Genomic DNA, 16,575 nt, shown 5'->3' with positions numbered 1-16,575 from the left:
CGCCGGTCGGTCAGCCGCTTAGTGGACCAGCCGGTCGATCAGTCCGTCGATCGGCTGGTCGACCGGCTGATCGACTGGCTCGCCGACCGGTAACGGGAGGACCCCGCTCGTCGGAAGGACACCGCTCGCATGCCTGTGACCAGTGCTCAATTCGCCGACTCGGCGTGGAACGACGCCGCGATCAAGCTGGGAAACAGCTTCGGAGCGATAGCCGGCTTCCTCGGCATCCTGCTGGTGATCTTCTTCGCGGCCGGGCGGGCGACCGGGCGATTCGGCCGCCCGCTGGCCCTCCTGATCTTCCTGGGACCAGCAGTGCTGCTGCTCCTGGTCGGACTGGTGGTGCCGCTGATCCGGACGATCTATCTGAGCTTCCGCAACGACGACAGCAGCAGGTTCCTCGGCGTCAAGAACTACAGCTGGGCGCTGACCGACCAGTCGATCCATCAGGTGCTGCTCAACACCTTGCTCTGGCTGGTCATCGCCCCGCTGGCGGCCACCGGCCTGGGGCTCGCGCTGGCCCTGCTGGTGGATCGGATGCGCTGGCAGGCGCTCTACAAGTCGCTGATCTTCATGCCGATGGCGATCTCACTGGTCGGCGCGAGCATCATCTGGAAGTTCGTCTATGACACCCGCGACTCCGCACAACGCCAGACCGGTCTGCTCAGCCAACTGGCCGTCTGGCTCGGGTGGAAGAGCCCACCGAACTGGATCCTGTCCCATCCGCTGAACAACTTCCTGCTCATGGTGGTCATGGTCTGGGTCCAGACCGGCTTCGCGATGGTGGTCCTCTCGGCGGCGATCAAGGCGATCCCGGACGAAGTCACCGAGGCCGCCCGGCTCGACGGTGCCAGCGGCCTGCGGCTCTTCTGGTACGTAACGGTGCCGATGATCCGCACCACCCTGGTCGTCGTCCTGACCACCGTCATGATCGTCACGCTGAAGGCCTTCGACATCGTCCGCACCATGACCGGCGGCAACTTCGGCACCCAGGTGCTGGCGAACGAGATGTACTCGCAGTCCTTCGTGCAGTTCAACGTCGGCCGGGGGAGCGCGCTCGCAGTGATCCTCTTCCTCGCGGTGCTGCCGCTGGTCGGCTACAACATCGTCCAGCTGCGCAAGGAGCGGGCCACCCGATGAGCAGTCAGACGCCAGATCAGGCAGCGACTTCCGGTACCGCTCCGCTGCCTGCCGCCAAGGCCATCCGGAAATCCTTCAGCAGCCCGCTCGGCTCCTTCTTCGTCATCGTGGTCACGATCCTGTGGACGATCCCCACCGTCGGGCTCCTGGCCACCTCTCTGCGCCCCAAGCAGGATGTCGCCGACAGTGGTTGGTGGTCCGTCTTCGCCCATCCGCATCTGATCCTCTCCAACTACCACACCGTCCTCTTCGACGGTGGGTTCGGCGTCAGCGGCGGCTTGATGCCCTACATGGTCAACTCGCTGGCGATCAGCGTTCCGGCGACGATCTTCCCTCTGGTACTGGCGGCGATGGCCGCCTATGCGCTGGCCTGGGTGCGCTTCCGGGGAAGCGACACGCTGTTCTTTCTGATCTTCGCCCTGCAGGTGGTGCCACTGCAGATGGCGTTGATCCCGCTACTTCAACTCTTCTCGGGCGGTGCCCACCTGGGCGGGGTGACGATCATCCCGCAGTTCAACCTGAGCGGTACCTACGCCCCGGTCTGGCTGGCGCACACCATGTTCGCGCTGCCGCTGGCCACCTTCCTGCTGCACAACTTCATCGCCCAGCTGCCCCGGGATCTGATGGAGGCCGCGGTGGTCGACGGTGCCTCGCACTTCAAGATCTTCCGGTCCATCGTGCTGCCGCTCTGCGCACCGGCCCTCGCCTCCTTCGCGATCTTCCAGTTCCTCTGGGTCTGGAACGACCTCCTGGTGGCACTGACCTTCGCCGGCGGCACCCCCGATGTGGCGCCGATGACGGTCCGGCTGGCCCAGCTCGCCGGCTCCTTCGGTGGCCGCTGGGAGCTGCTGACGGCCGGGGCGTTCCTGTCGATCATCATTCCGCTGTTGGTCTTCTTCGGTCTGCAGCGGTACTTCGTGCGCGGGCTGCTGGCGGGGTCGGTCAAGGGCTGAGCCGGTGTGGGGTTGAGCTCCCCGGGCGGCGCCGGGAGCTCAACCCCTCGGCTGTCTGCTTCAGAGGCCCATCCCCACCGCCTCGGTCGGGAGGTCGCCCGGCTTGGCCTTGATGACCACGGCGGCTATCAGCAGGGCCACGCCGGACATCGCGGCGCCGACCACGAAGGCGTGTGAAATGCCGTACGCCAGGACTTCGTTCGCCCAGCTGGTGCCGACCGGGAACTGCTTGGTCGTGCCGAACTCGGCCAGCTGCGGGCCGGTCGCGTGTGCCCGGAAGTCCGGGAAGAGCGCTGTGCCCTTACGTGTGGATGCGCGGGCGAAGACTGTGGTGAGAATCGACAGGCCGAGCGATCCACCGATCTGCTGCATCGAGTTGAGCAGGCCGGAGGCGGCTCCGGTCTCGTGGGCCGCGATGCCGGCGACCGAGAGCAGCATCACCGGTACGAAGATCAGTCCCATGCCCAGGCCGAACAGCACCGTGGGGCCGAGCACTCCGTCGATGTAGCCGCTGGTCGCGCTCGTCTGGGTGAGCCAGGTCAGGCCGCCGGTGACCAGGAGCGAACCGCCGAGCATGAACGGTTTGGCGCCGAACCGGGCTTGAAAGCGAGAGGCCAGCTGGGCGGAGATGATGATCGCGACACTGATCGGCAGGAAGGCCACGCCGGCCTTCAGCGGGCCGTAGCCGAGGACACGTTGGACGAAGATCGTGATGTAGAAGAAGATCCCGAACATCGCCGCGGCCAGGCAGAGCATCATCACCAGGCCGCCGGTGCGGTTGCGGTCGGCGAACAAGTGCAGCGGGGTGATCGGCTGGTCCGTACGCCGCTCGATGACGACGAAGCCGGCCAGTAGGACCGCCCCGACGACGAACGAGACCAGGGTGCCGGTGTCGCTCCATCCGTCGGAGGCGGCTCGGATGAAGCCGTAGACCAGACCGACCAGGCCGAGCGTCGAGGTGAGGGCGCCCGAGAGGTCGAACCGGCCGCTCCGGCGCTCGGACTCGTTGATGTACAGCGGAGCGGCCAGCGCGATGGCGATCGCGATCGGCACGTTGACGAAGAGCACCCAGCGCCAGTTGAGGTACTGGGTCAGCAGCCCGCCGGCCAGCAGGCCGATGGCGGCGCCCGAGCCGGCCACTGCCGAGAAGACGCCGAAGGCGCGATTGCGCTCCGGGCCCTCCTCGAAATTGGTCGCGATCAGGGCGAAGGCGGTGGGGGAGCAGATCGCGCCACCGATGCCCTGCAGCGCGCGCGAGGCGAGCAGCATGTCGCCGTTCTGCGCGAAGCCGCCGAGCAGGGAGGCGAAACCGAAGAGCAGCACGCCGGTGATGAAGACCCGCCGGCGGCCCAGGATGTCGCCGGCCCGGCCGCCGAGCAGCAGGAGGCCGCCAAAGGTCAGGGTGTAGGCATTGATGACCCAGGAGAGGTCGGTGGTGGAGAACTTCAGGGCGTCCTGGATGTGCGGAAGGGCGATGTTCACGATCGTCGCGTCGAGAACGACCATGAGCTGGGTGGCCGCGATGACCGTCAGGGCGATGCCCTTGTGCTGGCCGCGGCTGGCCGTGGGAGGTGAGACCTTGCTGAGGGTGTCGGAGATAGCCATGTGATTCCCCCTGCTGGCGATGGTGTCAGGCTCGCTAGGGTGTCGCTGACGTGCTGGATCGGCAGAGCTGTTCAGGCATAGCTGTTCGGGCATAGCTGCTGAGCTGGGCCGGCAGCGCCAAGGGAAGGAACGCCACCGTTCACTATGGTGGAACCATAGCGTGTCGAGTATTGTGAACGCAAGCGTTCTCTAAGATTGGCGACAATGAAGCAGACAACGGCTCGTCCGGGGGTCGGTGAGCCCGCGGCGCCCCCCGCCGCGACGGCCCGTCGCCGCGGGAAGGCACTTGAGCAGGCGATCTTCGAGGCCGCCCTGGAGCAGTTGACCTCCGGCGGCTATGCCCGCCTGACGATGGAGGGCGTCGCCGGCGCGGCCCAGACCGGCAAGGCGGCGCTCTACCGGCGCTGGCCGTCGAAGTTGGAGCTTGCTCTCGATGCGCTGGGCTCCACTCTGCCACCCCTGACGGACGTTCCCGATCTCGGCTCCGTCCGTGCCGAGTTGAGGCAGCTCATCGGCACCTTCCAGGTGGCCATGGACTCCCCGGCCGGCTCCGCGATGCGCGCGCTGATGGCCGAGGTGGACCACGGTGGCGGCGAGCTCCTCAAGGACTTCGTCATGGCCCGGTTGGTGGGGCCGGCGAGGCGGGCCGGGCTGGAGGTGCTGCGGCGCGGTGAGCGGCGCGGCGAGGTCCGCTCCGGTGCGGTCAACGAGATGGTCGCGGACGTCTGGCCGGCGATGCTGCTGTACCGGACGAAGTTCGGCGCGGAGTCGGTCGACGCCGAGTTCTGTGACCATTTGCTGGAGGATGTCCTGCTGCCGCTGATCCGCCCGCAGGCGGGCTGAACCACTGCGCGACCGCCGTAGGGTGGAGGGCGCGGGGCCCAGTCCTGCGCACCGCCCGCTGCCCTGTTCCACACCGCCCGCACTGCCCGTCGTTCTGACCGCCCGACCAGAAATGGACCGCCCGCCATGCCGTACCAGCCGCCGACTCACAGCGTGGAGCGTTCCCTGCGCCGGGCCGGAGCGACGATCGTGGCGGGCCTGGACGAGGTGGGCCGTGGCGCCTGGGCCGGTCCGGTCACGGTCGGCGCGGCGGTGACCGGCCTGCGGCGGCCTCCCGAGGGGCTGACCGACTCCAAGTTGCTGACCCCGCGCCGCCGCGAGCAGCTGGCCCCGTTGCTGGCGGACTGGGTCACGGCTCACGCACTGGGCCACGCCTCCGCCCTGGAGTGCGACGAGCTCGGCATGACCGCCGCGCTGCGGCTCGCCGCGGTGCGAGCCCTGGAGGCGCTCCCGGTGCGTCCGGACGCCGTGATCCTGGACGGCAAGCACGACTACCTGGGTGGACCCTGGCGAGTGCGGACGGTGATCAAGGGCGACCAGAGCTGCGTCTGCGTCTCCGCCGCCTCGGTGCTCGCCAAGGTGCACCGGGACGGCCTGATGGCCGAGTTGGCGCCGGAGTTCCCGCAGTTCGGCTTCGAGGACAATGCCGGATACCCCTCCCCGGTGCACCGTGCGGCACTGGAGGAGTTCGGCCCCACGGAGCACCACCGGCTCTCCTGGTCCTACCTGGATGCGCTGCCGCAGTGGAGCCATCTCAAGCGCTCGCGCCTCGTGATGGAGACAGCGGACGGCGACGAACAGCTCACTCTCGGCTTCTGACGGATCATCAGGAGCGTTCGACGGCGGTACGTTCCGCTGATCGGGTCGAGCCCGCGGTGCCCAACAGGTGGGGCGCCCGTGCGCATCCGACCGGCATTTGATAGATATCCGGGTATGCCTGTCTTCCCCGAGGAGCCGGAGATTCACGAGAGCATCCCGGGCCCCGGCGTTCCCTTCCCCCGCGAGTCGGACGCACAAGCCCTCAGCACGCCTGCCGCCGGCAGCGCGTCCCCTGTCAGCCCCACTGTCGAAGCGCCCGCCGCGGCCCGGCCGACCCCGGCGTCCGTCCAGGTGCCCGGCCCTCGTCCGGGCCCGCCCCGGCCGGCCGCGCCCCGGCCCGGCCCGCGAGCCGCGCAGATCCCGAAGCCCGGCCCGCGGCCGACTCCGGCCGGTCCGACCGTCCAACTGGTCCCCAGCGCCGTCGGTGCGGCTCTGGAGCGGGCCGATGAGGCCGTTGACCTGCTGTTGGAGTCAGGGCGCGAACCTGGCGACATCCTGGTCCTCACCTCGGACGGCCCGCACCCCTGGCAGCAGCATGAGATGTCCTTCGGTGAGGACCACTACTGGGCCCAGCTCGCCGAAGGCGGTGACGTCTTCTACGCGGATCTCGCGCTGACCCGGCCCGCCCGACGCGAGGTGGTCGTCCTCGTCCTCGGGGCGAGCGAGCCGGGCCGCGCGGTCCTGGCGCTGGAGAAGGCGCGCACCCACGCGGCGTCGCTGCTGGTGGTCTGCGGCACGACGGCGCAGCTGACCGAAGGGTCGGCAGTCGGAGGCCAGCCGGTCCCGGCCTGAGTGCAGCCGGTTGTGAGCATCCCGTGGCCGCGCCGCCCGTGTTCAGCGGGCGGCGCGCCGGACCGGCCCCGGGGTCGTCTCCTGGCCGGCCGGCCACGGTGCAGCGGGGTGGGCGTACGCCGTTGCCGGACGGACGCTCGGGGGCACTCGACTCGGCAGCTCGGAGACGGTGTGCACTGGCCGCTCGGACCAGGAACCCGCGTGCGGGGTACGCCCGGTGCGTCCGTCGCCGAGCACCAGCCAGCCGGACGGAGTCAGCGTCAGATAGGCGCCACAGCGCAGCCCGTGCAGTGAGGCGGCGTCGCGCAGTGCCCACATCCAGGCCCCGTCCTGCTCCGTCCAGCCGGACACACCGTCACGGCAGCGCAGCAGCACGGCCGTCCGGCGCGGTGCGGGCAGTCGAAGGTCGTGCGGGATCACCCGCCGCAACTGGGTGAGCAGCGCGTTGCGGTGGAGCCAGCCGTCGGTGACGTGCGGTCGGGGAGTGAGGGCGGCGGAGGCGACCACCCGGTGGTCGATGTCCAGCACCGCGATCACGCTGGTCCCCGGTTGTGGCAGATGGCGCTGGTGAAGCCCGACCACCAGGTCCCGCGGATCGCGCAGCGACGGCACCTCCGTGCTCGACCAGCTCTCCAGATCCAGGCATCGACCTGTGGCGGAGGGAAGCTGACCTCGGTCGACCCCATGGATCATTGTCATCCTTCCCCGGCCTGTGAACGCGCAGGCACGTGTGTACGCCGAAGTCCGGTCCGGGGACCAGCAGCGGGGTACGCGGCAATTCTCACGTCAGATGGCCGGAGCGGCAACGACGAGGTGGCCAATTCCGCCCGAAAGCCGCGGTTCTGCCGGATATATTCCCCGGATGGCTCAAGCTCCGCTTGATCGCTCCCGCATCAGGAGAACTCAGCCGTCCCACACGGCCGTCCGATTACCCCTGCACTGCCAGAACCAGCGGCAACACGGCCTGCGCGCCGGCCCGGCGCAGCAGCCGCGCGGCCACGGTCACCGTCCATCCGCTGTCGACCAGGTCGTCCACCAGCAGCACCGGCCCGGGCGCACCGGCCAGCGAAGCCGCCAGCTCGGCGGGCAGTACCAGGGCACTTGCGAGGGAGTTCAGCCGCTGGGCACTGTTGCTGCGCGCGCCGTAGGGCGGTCGCCCGTCCGCGTACTCGATCCGGCCGAGCAGTGGCAGACGGCCGACCTCCGCGATTCGCGCCCCCAAGGTGCCCACCAGCTCCGGCCGGGAGGCGGACGCCATCGTGACCACGCCCACCGGGCGGCCGGTCTCCGGAGCACTGCTGGCCCAGCCACCCGGGCCGCGGGCCCAGTCGGCCAGGACGCTGACCAGGGCGTCCAGCACGTCCTTGGGCACGGCGCAGTCGGGTGCGCCCTCGGCGAGCAGGGCCCGCAGCCGGCCACCCCAGCCGATGTCGGAGAGCCGGCCGAGGGCCCGGCCGACCTGTGCCTGCTCATCGGCCGGGATCCGCCCCTTGAGGGGCACGCCGAGGGCCTCCATGCCGGTGGGCCAGAGCCGACGCGCCTCGAAGCTGACCCCGGGGCGCCCCAGGGCGGCCCGGGCGGCTTCGAGGGCCTGCGTCGAGACGGAATCGCTGTGCCGGGGCCCGGCGCAGACGTCGCAGCGCCCGCACGGCACGGCCTGTTCGTCGTCCAGCTGGCGGCGCAGGAACTCCATCCGGCAGTGCTGCCCGCCCGCGTACTCGCGCATGGCCTGCTGTTCGTCCGTCCGGGCCCGGGCGACCTTGGCGTAGCGCTCGCCGTCGTAGACCCACGGCGTGCCGGTGGCCTGCCAGCCGCCGCGCACCCGCTGAACGGCGCCGTCCACGTCAAGGACCTTGAGCATGGTCTCCAGCCGGGCACGGCGCAGGTCGACGCGGGTCTCCAGGGCGGCTGTCGAGAGCGGCCGACCGGCTTCGGCCAGTGCGTCGAGCGTGCGCCTGACCTGCTCCTCGGCGGGGAAGCCGAGGGAGGCGAAGTACCGCCAGATCGCCTCGTCCTCGCGGCCGGGCAGCAGCAGGACCTCGGCGCGGTCCACGCCGCGGCCGGCTCGGCCGACCTGCTGGTAGTAGGCGATCGGTGAGCCCGGCGACCCCAGGTGCACCACGAAGCCGAGGTCGGGCTTGTCGAAGCCCATGCCGAGGGCCGAGGTGGCCACCAGGGCCTTGACACGATTGGCCAGCAGATCGGCCTCGGCGGTGCGCCGCTCGGCGTCCTCGGTGCGCCCCGAGTAGGAGGCCACGGCGAAACCGCGACCACGCAGGAAGTCGGTGACCTCCTCGGCGGCGGCCACCGTCAGGGTGTAGATGATGCCGGAGCCGGGCAGCTCGTCCAGGTGGTCGGCGAGCCAGCCCAGGCGGTGGGCAGGATCGGGCAGCGAGAGCACCGCCAGGCTCAGGCTCTCCCGGTCGAGCGGGCCGCGCAGCACCAGCGCCCGACCGTCGGAGCCGGCCGTGCCCAACTGCTCGGCGACGTCCTCGGTGACCCGCGCGTTGGCGGTGGCGGTCGTCGCCAGCACCGGGACACCGGGGGAGAGGTCGGCGAGCATGGTCCGCAGCCGGCGGTAGTCGGGGCGGAAGTCGTGGCCCCAGTCCGAGATGCAGTGCGCCTCGTCGACCACCAGTAGGCCGGTGGAGGCCGCGAGCTTGGGCAGGACCTGGTCACGGAAGTCGGGGTTGTTCAGCCGCTCCGGGCTGACCAGCAGGATGTCCACGGTGCCGGCTGCCACCTCGGCCTGGATCTCCTCCCACTCCTGCGGATTGGCGGAGTTGATCGTGCGGGCCTGGATCCCGGCCCGGGCCGCGGAGTCGACCTGGTTGCGCATCAGTGCGAGCAGCGGGGAGACGATCACCGTGGGCCCGGCACCGCCGGACCGCAGCAGGGCGGTGGCGATGAAGTAGACGGCCGACTTTCCCCAGCCGGTGCGCTGGACGACCAGAGCGCGGCGGTGGTCGACCACCAGGGCCTCGATGGCCAGCCACTGGTCCTCGCGCAGCCGGGCGTCCGGCCCCGCGAGCTCGCGCAGCACGGCCTCGGCGCGGGCGCGCACGGCCGCGCGATCGCCGCCGCCCGGAGCGGGGGCTTCGTGGGCGGGGCTGTGCTGGCTGGGGGCGGGCACCGACTGGTCCATGGCCCCTATGTAACCCTGCCGGGCGGACGAGAGGCGAACCGGCGGCCCCGGCTGTGGACAACTCGCCTACCCGGCAGCCCGATTCACTCACACGGCGGCAACCGGTTGTCCACAGGGCCGGGGTTTTCCACAGCCGTGGAGAGATTTCCCCGGGACGCGGCTGCGCGCCGCACGCTTCCCCCATGACACACGACGACTTGACGAACGCGTCCCAGAACGAACTCTCCGGGCTCTCCGGGCACCAGCTGGTGCGTATGCGGGGCCCGGCCGACATGGCCGCCATGCTGCCGTACCTGCTGGGCTTCTACCCGGACGACAGCATCGTGGCGGTCGGGCTGCACGGCCCGGCCGCCCGGCAGGGCGGAGCGATCCGGCTCGACATCCCCGAGGATCCGGACCAGTGGCCGCTCATCGCGGTCGAGCTCGCCCGGTTGCTGATCTCCCTCTCCGAGCGGCGCCAGCGACGGCCTGATGCGGTCCTGCTCTACCTGTGCCGGGATCCCGAGCCGGGGGCCCGGCCGGCCCGCAGGCAGCTGAGGCCGCTGGCCGACCAGTTGCTCCGGGTGTTCCGCGAATTCGAGGTGCCGGTGAAGGAGTCGCTCTGCCTCTCCGGCGGTCGCTGGTGGTCCTTCCTCTGTACTGACCCGGCCTGCTGCGATCCGGGCGGCACCGCGGTCTTCGCAGGCCAGGACCCGCTGGCCGTGGTGGCCGCTGCCACCTACGCCGGACTCGCGCCGCGCGGCAGCCGCAAGGCGATCGGCGTCGCGCTGGACCCGATCGGCCCACCGCAGAGCGCGGCGCAGCGCGAGGCCCTGGAGCTGCAGATGAGCTCCCTGATCGGGGACCTCAGCCGGCCGGACGGCAGCGAGCGGACGCACGAAGCCGTGGCGCGGCTGATCGCCGAGGCCATCGCCGACTCCCAGGCCGGGGCGCCGATGCCGGACGACACGCGTGCCGCCCGGCTGATCGTGGCCCTGCAGGACCGGGCGAACCGGGACCGGGCAGCCGAGTACGCAGAGCCGGACGAGCTGGCCGCCGCCCAGCGTCTGTGGCGGTTCCTCAGCAGACGCTGCGTGTCGCCCTACGAGGCCTTCGCGAAAGCGCCGCTGACGCTGCTGGCCTGGACGTCGTGGCTGGCCGGCGACACCGCCACCAGCCGGGTCGCCCTCGGCAAGGCACTCGATCTCGATCCCTCGTACACCCTGGCCGACCTGCTCTACCGCTCACTGAACGGCGGATTGGAGCCCGAGGGACTGCTCAGCATCGTGCGGGCGGAGCGTGCCCGGCGGGGCGATCCGGGCTCGTCCCCCGGTAGCGCCGAGACTCCGGGCTGGGCGGCCGGTCTGGGCGGTGGGCCCTTCCCGCGGCGCCCCGGTGATCCCGCTGCCCCGGTTGAGGCCGCCCAGGAGTCCGACGCGGCACCGGCGCCCGAGAGCTTCGAGACCCCGCCGGGAGATCCCGGCCCGCCGCCGCGGCCCGCGCGGGGCCCCGCGAGCCCACGCAGTCGAGGTCGTGCGGGCCCTCGCCCGGGTCCAGCCGACGCCGGTTCGGCGCACGGATCAGCCGGCGGATCAACCGGCTCGTCGCACCGGGCCACGCCGGCGGACCGGGGCTTGATCCCGCCGCAGCGCTCCCGGGACGGATCGAGGAAGCAGCGGCCTCCGCGGCCCCCCAACTCCTCGCCCGACACCGACCAGCCGCCAAGCGCCCGCATCGACCCGCCGCTGCCGGGCCGCCTCGCCCAGCAGACCCGTCGCGGCGGCCAGTTCCGCCGGAAGTCCACCACCAGCACGATTCGGAGCCTGACATGACCAGCCACCCCGCCACGTACCCGACCGCACCGGTGCTCGAGCCGATGCCCGCCGCGCCCACACCGACGTCCGCGCCGGTGGGCGGGACCAGGCCGGAGGCCACTCCCGCCCCATGGATGGTCGCCCGCCCGTTCCTGCGGCGCCCCGGTCGGCAGGCGGCGACGCCTGCTCCCGCCACGGGTGACCACGAACACGGAGCCGGACGTCAGGGCGCCGCCCGCGCCCCGGCAGGCCCGGCTCCTGCTCCAGCCACCCGCTGCGCCCCGGTCTCGACGCGAGCGCGCCGCCGGCCGAGGTCGGCGCTCGGTCCGCGCAGCCGCTGTGCCGCACGTGCCGTGCGCCGGCCGGCGCGGAACCCACCGCGCCGGCCACCGCACCGCTGGTACCGGCGACGGCCGCTACAGCTGTCCGCGGACCATCCGGATCAGCCGGTCCAGGACCTGCCCGCCGCTGACCCGCAGTCCGTCGTGCTCCCACTCGTTGGACACCCAGGTCCGCAGCCCCCGCACGGCATCGGCCGTCGCCAGCGAGTCGGCGGTGTCCACGTACATGTCGTCGTGGTACACGGCTGCGGCCACCGGGACCTCGTTCGCGGCCAGGACCGCCGGTGCGTAGAGGTCGGGCCATTCCGTGCGCTGGGCCAGCAGGTTCGCGGCTTCCTGAAGCGGGCGCAGGGCGGGGTCGGTCTCGAACATCCAGGGGTAGATCATCTCCCCGGTGAACCGCACCGGCGTGCCCTCCTCCAGAGCCCGGGCCGCGTCGAACTCCGGGAACTCCTTGCGGACCTGTTCGGCCGCCCAGCCCGTCGGTCCGGGGTTCACCGACCGCTGTCCGTAGATGGACTCGTGCAGCACGGCGTAGAGCGGGCCGTCCGCGAAGGAGAGCTTCGACTGGGCGCCGGTCAGGAAGGTGTCGGACAGTTCGAGCCCGGCGCTGCCCCGGACCCAGGCGTCCTCCAGCAGGTAGTGCAGCGAGTCGGAACCGGTGCCGGACCCGAGCATCAGTCCGAGAGCCTGGAATGCCGGCACGGTCAGCAGCCCGCCGCCGGGCAGCTGGGCGGGCGCCACGGCCAGGTGCTCGACGACCCGCCGCACCGCCTCGACGTCCTGCGGGTAGCGCGCGTAGTGTGCGGCGTTCTTGCGGGCCACCCGTGGGTACGCCGCCCGGTAGACGTCCGTGGCGCTGCTCTGCAGACCGGCCAGGCCGCCGGTGATCAGCGCCTCGCGCAGTCCCTCGGGCGCCAGCGACAGGTAGGTGAGGGTGCAGAAGCCGCCGAAGCTCTGCCCGAGCAGGCTCCAATGCCCCCGATCACCCAGCAGTTGACGCCGGATCAGCTCGGCGTCGCGGACGATCGAGTCCGCGCGGAAGTACGAGAGGTACTCGGCCTGCTCGGCGGCGCCGCCACGCAGCGGCAGGGTCTGCCGGGTCGCCGGCGTCGAGCGCCCGGTGCCGCGCTGGTCCAGCAGCAGGACCCGGTAGTCGTCCAGGGCGCGGTCGAGCCAGCTGTCCCGGCCGAGCGGCCGTGCCGCTCGGCCACCGGGGCCGCCCTGCAGGTAGAGCAGCCAGGGCAGGTCGGACCGCTCCTTGCCGGCCGCGACCACCTCACGGGCGTAGACCTCGATCTGCTCCCCTTGCGGTGCGGCGTGATCCAGCGGCACCTGGAAGAGATGATCGGTCAGGACGACGCCGGGCTGTCGGATCACGACGCTCATGAGACTCCTCGGTCAGTGCTCGGTGCGGCGGGTGCTCGCACGTTTCCGCAAGTGCCGTCGCCAAGGGCGGCACCCGAGCGGCGCCCGGGGGCCGATCGACGCCGACCTGTGGACTTCCCGGTACGGGCGGTGCCACGTCGGCACCGTATCCTGACGCCGAGTGAGCGCCTCCGGTGCCGCCCCTCGGAACCAGACGGTGCCCTCACAAGATCCCGGACCGCTCCACAGGCCACGGTCGCTTGTTCGGGATTCGCCCCCGGGGAGGTCCATCGAGCAGCGGGGCGTGACCTGTGCACCGTGCGCTGCGTTCACTCTGAGGGTCGCCACCGGCCCTGCCGCGGCCACAGGCTTCACCGACAGGGGAACACAGGGCCGGTGGATCCGGGCCGGGGCGCCGGTCTTCCCGGTGAGCCGGGCGATCCGCCGGGAGGTGCTTGCCCGGGCCCGCGCCTCGATGAGACCACCTGCGGTAGTCGTGGCCTGCGGGCCCGCCCTGCCGCTCGACAGGAGGAGAGTCCGGTGACGGCGCCCAGGCCAGTCCAGACCGCGTTGCCGGCCGAGACGGTCGGTGGCTCCCGGCCCACCCCGGGGCGGCCCGACCCCGTTGTCGCCGGTGCTGGCCGCCCCGCGCTGCCGGCCCGCCGACTGCCCGCATCGGCGCACGCCGATGTCCTCTGCGTCAGCGCCCCGGCGATGGCCGCTTCCGGTTCCGACGGTCAGCTGCGCGGCCACGGACTGCACGGCTTCTTCCGGTCCGGCATCCGTACGCTGAGCCGGATGGAGGTGCGGGTCGGCGGCGTTGAACCGCTCGCCCTGCAAGGCGCCCTCACCTCGGCGGCGCAGGCCAGGTTCCTCGGTGCGGTGCGGGTGCCGGGTGAACTCGACCCCGATCCGGCCCTCACCGTGGAGCGGTTGCGCCACGCCGACGGGGTGGAGACCCTCACGGTGCGCAACGCCGGCAGCCGAGCTGCCAGGCTGCCGCTGGAGATCGCGCTCGGGACGGATCTCGGCAGTCTTGCGGACATCGCCGCCGGAGCCAGGCCGCCGGACGTGGCGGGCCAGGTCCAGTCCTCGGGGCTGCGCTGGATCGGCCGCGGGCACAGCGCGACCGTGAGCGCCAAGCCCTCGCCGCACGCGGTCCTGGCCGGGGCGGGGGTGCTCCGCTGGGACTTGGAGGTCCAGCCCGGTGCCCGCTGGTCGGTGGAGCTGCGGGTGGAGGTCGAGGCCGCCGCGACCGCCCTCCGTCCGCCGATCGGCCGTGGCGCCGGGGTGCCCGCGCCGTGGACCGAGCCCGCGATCCGCTGCGACGATCCCCGCGCCGAGCTCCTCGTCAGGCGCTCGCTGGACGCGCTCGGCGGTCTGCTGCTCGCCGACCCCGATCGGCCGACCGACCTCTACACGGCGTCGGGCGCGCCCTGGCGGTTCGGACTGGCGCCCGCCGACGCGCTCTGGGCGGCCCGCCTCACGCTCCCGCTCGGTGTCCGGCTGGCGGGCGGCACACTGCGAGCGCTGGCCCGCCGCCAGCAGACGGCGAACGCGGTCGGGGGCAGGGGGGAGGGGATCATCCCCGGCCCGCTGCGCCATGCCGGCCCCGAGTTGCCCCCGTCCTGCACGGCCACCGAGGCGACCCTGCTCTTCGTCACGGTGCTGGCCGAGGCCTGGCGCTGGGGCCTGCCCCGGCAGGAGGTCACCGAGTTGCTGCCGGCTGCCGAGCGCGCCCTGGGCGCGCTGCGGTCGACGATGGCGACCAGTCCGATCGACGGCTTCGTCACCGATCTCGGCCGCTACCAGGACGACCGCACGGGGAAACCACCCACCGCACGCTGCGAGGTCCAGGCCCAGGCGCACCGGGCCGCCCTGCACGGCGCGGAGCTGCTGGAGGCGTTCGGGCGACCGGGAGCCGCGGACTGGCGGGAGTGGGCGCAGGGGCTGCGCGGCCGGTTCCGTGAGCGGTTCTGGGTGGACGACCTGTCCGGCGGGCGCCCGGCCGCTGCGCTGACCGTCGATGGTCGTCCGCTCTCCGCGGTGACCGCCTCCTTCGGCCACCTCCTTGACCTGGGGCTCGCGGCGGAGGGCGCCGCGCTGCCGGGCCTGCTCGACCGTGAGCAGACCCGGCTGCTGGCCCAGCGGTTGGCCGCGCCCGAGCTGGACTGCGGCTGGGGGCTTCGAACCCTGAGCGCCAAGTCCCCGCGCTTCAATCCGCTGGGGCACCGCAGCGGGGCGGTCCGGGTCCAGGAGACGGCCCTCGCGGTTGCCGGGCTGGCCGAAGCCGGGTTCGAGCGCGAGGCCGGAGCCCTGCTGGAGGGGCTGCTGGCCGCCTCCGCACACTTCGCCGGGCGACTGCCGGAGATGTACGCCGGGGAGCAGCGACTACCGGACTGCCCACCGGTACCGCATCCGGCTGCCTGTCGCCCCGCTGCGGGGTCCGCGGCAGGCGCCGCGCACGCGGTCTTCGCGCTGGCCGGAGTGCGGCCCGACGTTCCCGCCGGGCGGGTCGTGGTCCGTCCGGCCAGTACCGCGCCCCTCGGCGAACTCGAACTTGGCGGCCTGCGGGTCGCGGGGGAGCCGTTCTCGGTCCGGGTGAGCCGAATCGGCGTGGCCGTCGTCGAGGAGGCCTCCGCGGAGCTCCAACTCGGCGCGAGCTGACGGCAGGTCAGCCACTCGGGTCGGCGGGTCCGATATGTGTGCTGCTCCGCCGTTCCGCGCAGCTGCGCTGCCCCGGAGCCTCACGCTCGGTTCGGGATTACTGCCGCCCCGTGTTTATCGTCAGAAAGACGACTATGATCGACGCCATGTCGCGCTATGACCCGTCGGCCTTTCCCCCGTTCGCTGTCACGGTCGACCTGGTGGTGCTGACGGTCCGGGAGCACGAACTCTGCGCGCTGCTGGTGCGCCGGGGCGAGCCTCCCTTCCAGGGCTACTGGGCGCTGCCCGGCGGCTTCGTGCGGCCGGGCGAGGGGCTCGGCGAGGCGGCCTCGCGGGAGCTGGCCGAGGAGACCGGACTGCGTGCCCACTCGTCGGCCGGTCAGGCGGCGGCCGGGGCACACCTGGAGCAGCTGGCCACCTATGGGCACCCGCAGCGTGACCCGCGGATGCGCGTGGTGAGCGTGGCGCACCTGGCGCTGGCCCCGGACCTGCCGACCCCCAAGCCGGGCGGCGACGCGCGCGGAGCCCGCTGGGCGCCGGTCAGCGAGCTGCTCGGCCCCGGCCCGGCCGATCGCGAGCCGCTCGCCTTCGACCACGCCCTGATCCTCGCCGACGGCGTCGAGCGCGCCCGGTCGAAGATCGAGTACTCCGCACTGGCCACCGCCTTCTGCGCCGAGGAGTTCACCGTCGGCGAGCTGCGCCGGGTCTACGAAGCGGTCTGGGGCGTGGTGCTGGACCCGCGCAACTTCCACCGCAAGGTGACCGGGACCCCCGGCTTCCTGGTGCCGTCCGGCGGCACGACGACCCGTCAGGGCGGGCGTCCCGCGCAGCTGTTCAGGGCAGGCGGAGCGACCGTGCTCAACCCGCCGATGCTGCGCCCGGAGTCCTGAGCCCGACCAGGACCTGGGCGACCCGCCGATGCTGCCCGTGCCATGGGGTGAACAACGGTGCGGCCACTGTCCCCTGATCGAGTGAGCTGGGCAGCCGGGTGGCCCGCGCCGTCTCCGCAATGCCCGAAATCTCCCGATGTTCGCCCTAGGGTGCTGAATCCGGAGCAGGTGCTGAAACCGGAGCGGCCCGCGCCGCCGGGGCAGCCGGAGCACGTGGGAGCA

12 protein-coding genes are annotated in these 16,575 nt (G+C 72.2%); 8 read left to right on the top strand and 4 right to left on the bottom strand.

Going from position 1 to position 16,575, the window contains the following annotated elements; all coding sequences use genetic code 11:
* The first annotated feature begins 129 nt into the window (after positions 1–129).
* Together OG294_RS14915 and OG294_RS14910 are read left to right on the top strand one after the other, a co-directional pair.
* Positions 130–1,137: a carbohydrate ABC transporter permease gene (locus OG294_RS14915; protein WP_327066994.1), complete on the top strand. Its 1,008-nt coding sequence runs from the start codon at positions 130–132 to the stop codon at positions 1,135–1,137.
* The gene (locus OG294_RS14910; protein WP_327066993.1) at positions 1,134–2,090 is read left to right on the top strand and encodes a carbohydrate ABC transporter permease; all 957 of its coding nucleotides are present in this window, start codon (positions 1,134–1,136) and stop codon (positions 2,088–2,090) included. Before OG294_RS14915 ends, OG294_RS14910 begins: the two co-directional genes overlap by 4 nt.
* Before the next feature lie 60 nt (positions 2,091–2,150).
* On the opposite strand, the gene OG294_RS14905 is transcribed toward OG294_RS14910, so the two are convergent.
* Positions 2,151–3,695: an MFS transporter gene (locus OG294_RS14905; RefSeq protein ID WP_327066992.1), complete on the bottom strand. Its 1,545-nt coding sequence runs from the start codon at positions 3,693–3,695 to the stop codon at positions 2,151–2,153.
* 204 nt (positions 3,696–3,899) lie between these two features.
* Here OG294_RS14905 and OG294_RS14900 point away from each other — a divergent pair, with 204 nt between their 5' ends.
* The 3 genes from OG294_RS14900 (at position 3,900) to OG294_RS14890 (ending at position 6,149) form a co-directional block, all read left to right on the top strand.
* Positions 3,900–4,538, top strand: a complete 639-nt coding sequence (locus OG294_RS14900) for a TetR/AcrR family transcriptional regulator (RefSeq protein ID WP_327066991.1) — start codon at positions 3,900–3,902, stop codon at positions 4,536–4,538.
* Positions 4,539–4,664: 126 nt separating this feature from the next.
* Positions 4,665–5,357 carry a ribonuclease HII gene (locus tag OG294_RS14895; protein WP_327066990.1) on the top strand — a complete coding sequence of 231 codons (693 nt, stop codon included), beginning with the start codon at positions 4,665–4,667 and terminating at the stop codon, positions 5,355–5,357.
* 114 nt (positions 5,358–5,471) lie between these two features.
* A complete protein-coding gene (locus OG294_RS14890; protein ID WP_327066989.1) occupies positions 5,472–6,149 on the top strand; it encodes a hypothetical protein in 678 nt (225 codons plus the stop codon).
* 42 nt (positions 6,150–6,191) lie between these two features.
* On the opposite strand, the gene OG294_RS14885 is transcribed toward OG294_RS14890, so the two are convergent.
* The gene (locus OG294_RS14885) at positions 6,192–6,848 is read right to left on the bottom strand and encodes a hypothetical protein (RefSeq protein WP_442789162.1); all 657 of its coding nucleotides are present in this window, start codon (positions 6,846–6,848) and stop codon (positions 6,192–6,194) included.
* Positions 6,849–7,077: 229 nt separating this feature from the next.
* The gene (locus tag OG294_RS14880; RefSeq protein ID WP_327066987.1) at positions 7,078–9,294 is read right to left on the bottom strand and encodes a RecQ family ATP-dependent DNA helicase; all 2,217 of its coding nucleotides are present in this window, start codon (positions 9,292–9,294) and stop codon (positions 7,078–7,080) included.
* A gap of 182 nt (positions 9,295–9,476) precedes the next feature.
* Here OG294_RS14880 and OG294_RS14875 point away from each other — a divergent pair, with 182 nt between their 5' ends.
* The gene (locus OG294_RS14875; RefSeq protein WP_327066986.1) at positions 9,477–11,105 is read left to right on the top strand and encodes a DUF4192 domain-containing protein; all 1,629 of its coding nucleotides are present in this window, start codon (positions 9,477–9,479) and stop codon (positions 11,103–11,105) included.
* A gap of 398 nt (positions 11,106–11,503) precedes the next feature.
* Here the strand turns inward: OG294_RS14875 and OG294_RS14870 are convergent, their stop codons facing one another.
* The gene (locus OG294_RS14870; RefSeq protein ID WP_327066985.1) at positions 11,504–12,817 is read right to left on the bottom strand and encodes an alpha/beta fold hydrolase; all 1,314 of its coding nucleotides are present in this window, start codon (positions 12,815–12,817) and stop codon (positions 11,504–11,506) included.
* 693 nt (positions 12,818–13,510) lie between these two features.
* Between OG294_RS14870 and OG294_RS14865 the strand changes: the two genes are divergently transcribed.
* Positions 13,511–15,463, top strand: a complete 1,953-nt coding sequence (locus OG294_RS14865; RefSeq protein WP_442789330.1) for a glycogen debranching N-terminal domain-containing protein — start codon at positions 13,511–13,513, stop codon at positions 15,461–15,463.
* Between the two features lie 146 nt (positions 15,464–15,609).
* Positions 15,610–16,353, top strand: coding sequence for an NUDIX hydrolase (locus OG294_RS14860; RefSeq protein ID WP_327066983.1), 744 nt, complete (start codon positions 15,610–15,612; stop codon positions 16,351–16,353).
* Positions 16,354–16,575: the final 222 nt, after the last annotated feature.

It is taken from the genome of Kitasatospora sp. NBC_01302, assembly GCF_035976515.1.
In the GTDB taxonomy this organism is placed as follows: domain Bacteria; phylum Actinomycetota; class Actinomycetes; order Streptomycetales; family Streptomycetaceae; genus Kitasatospora.
The sequence above is the reverse complement of the archived record's forward strand: the minus strand, read 5'-3'. Positions and strand labels throughout refer to the sequence as shown.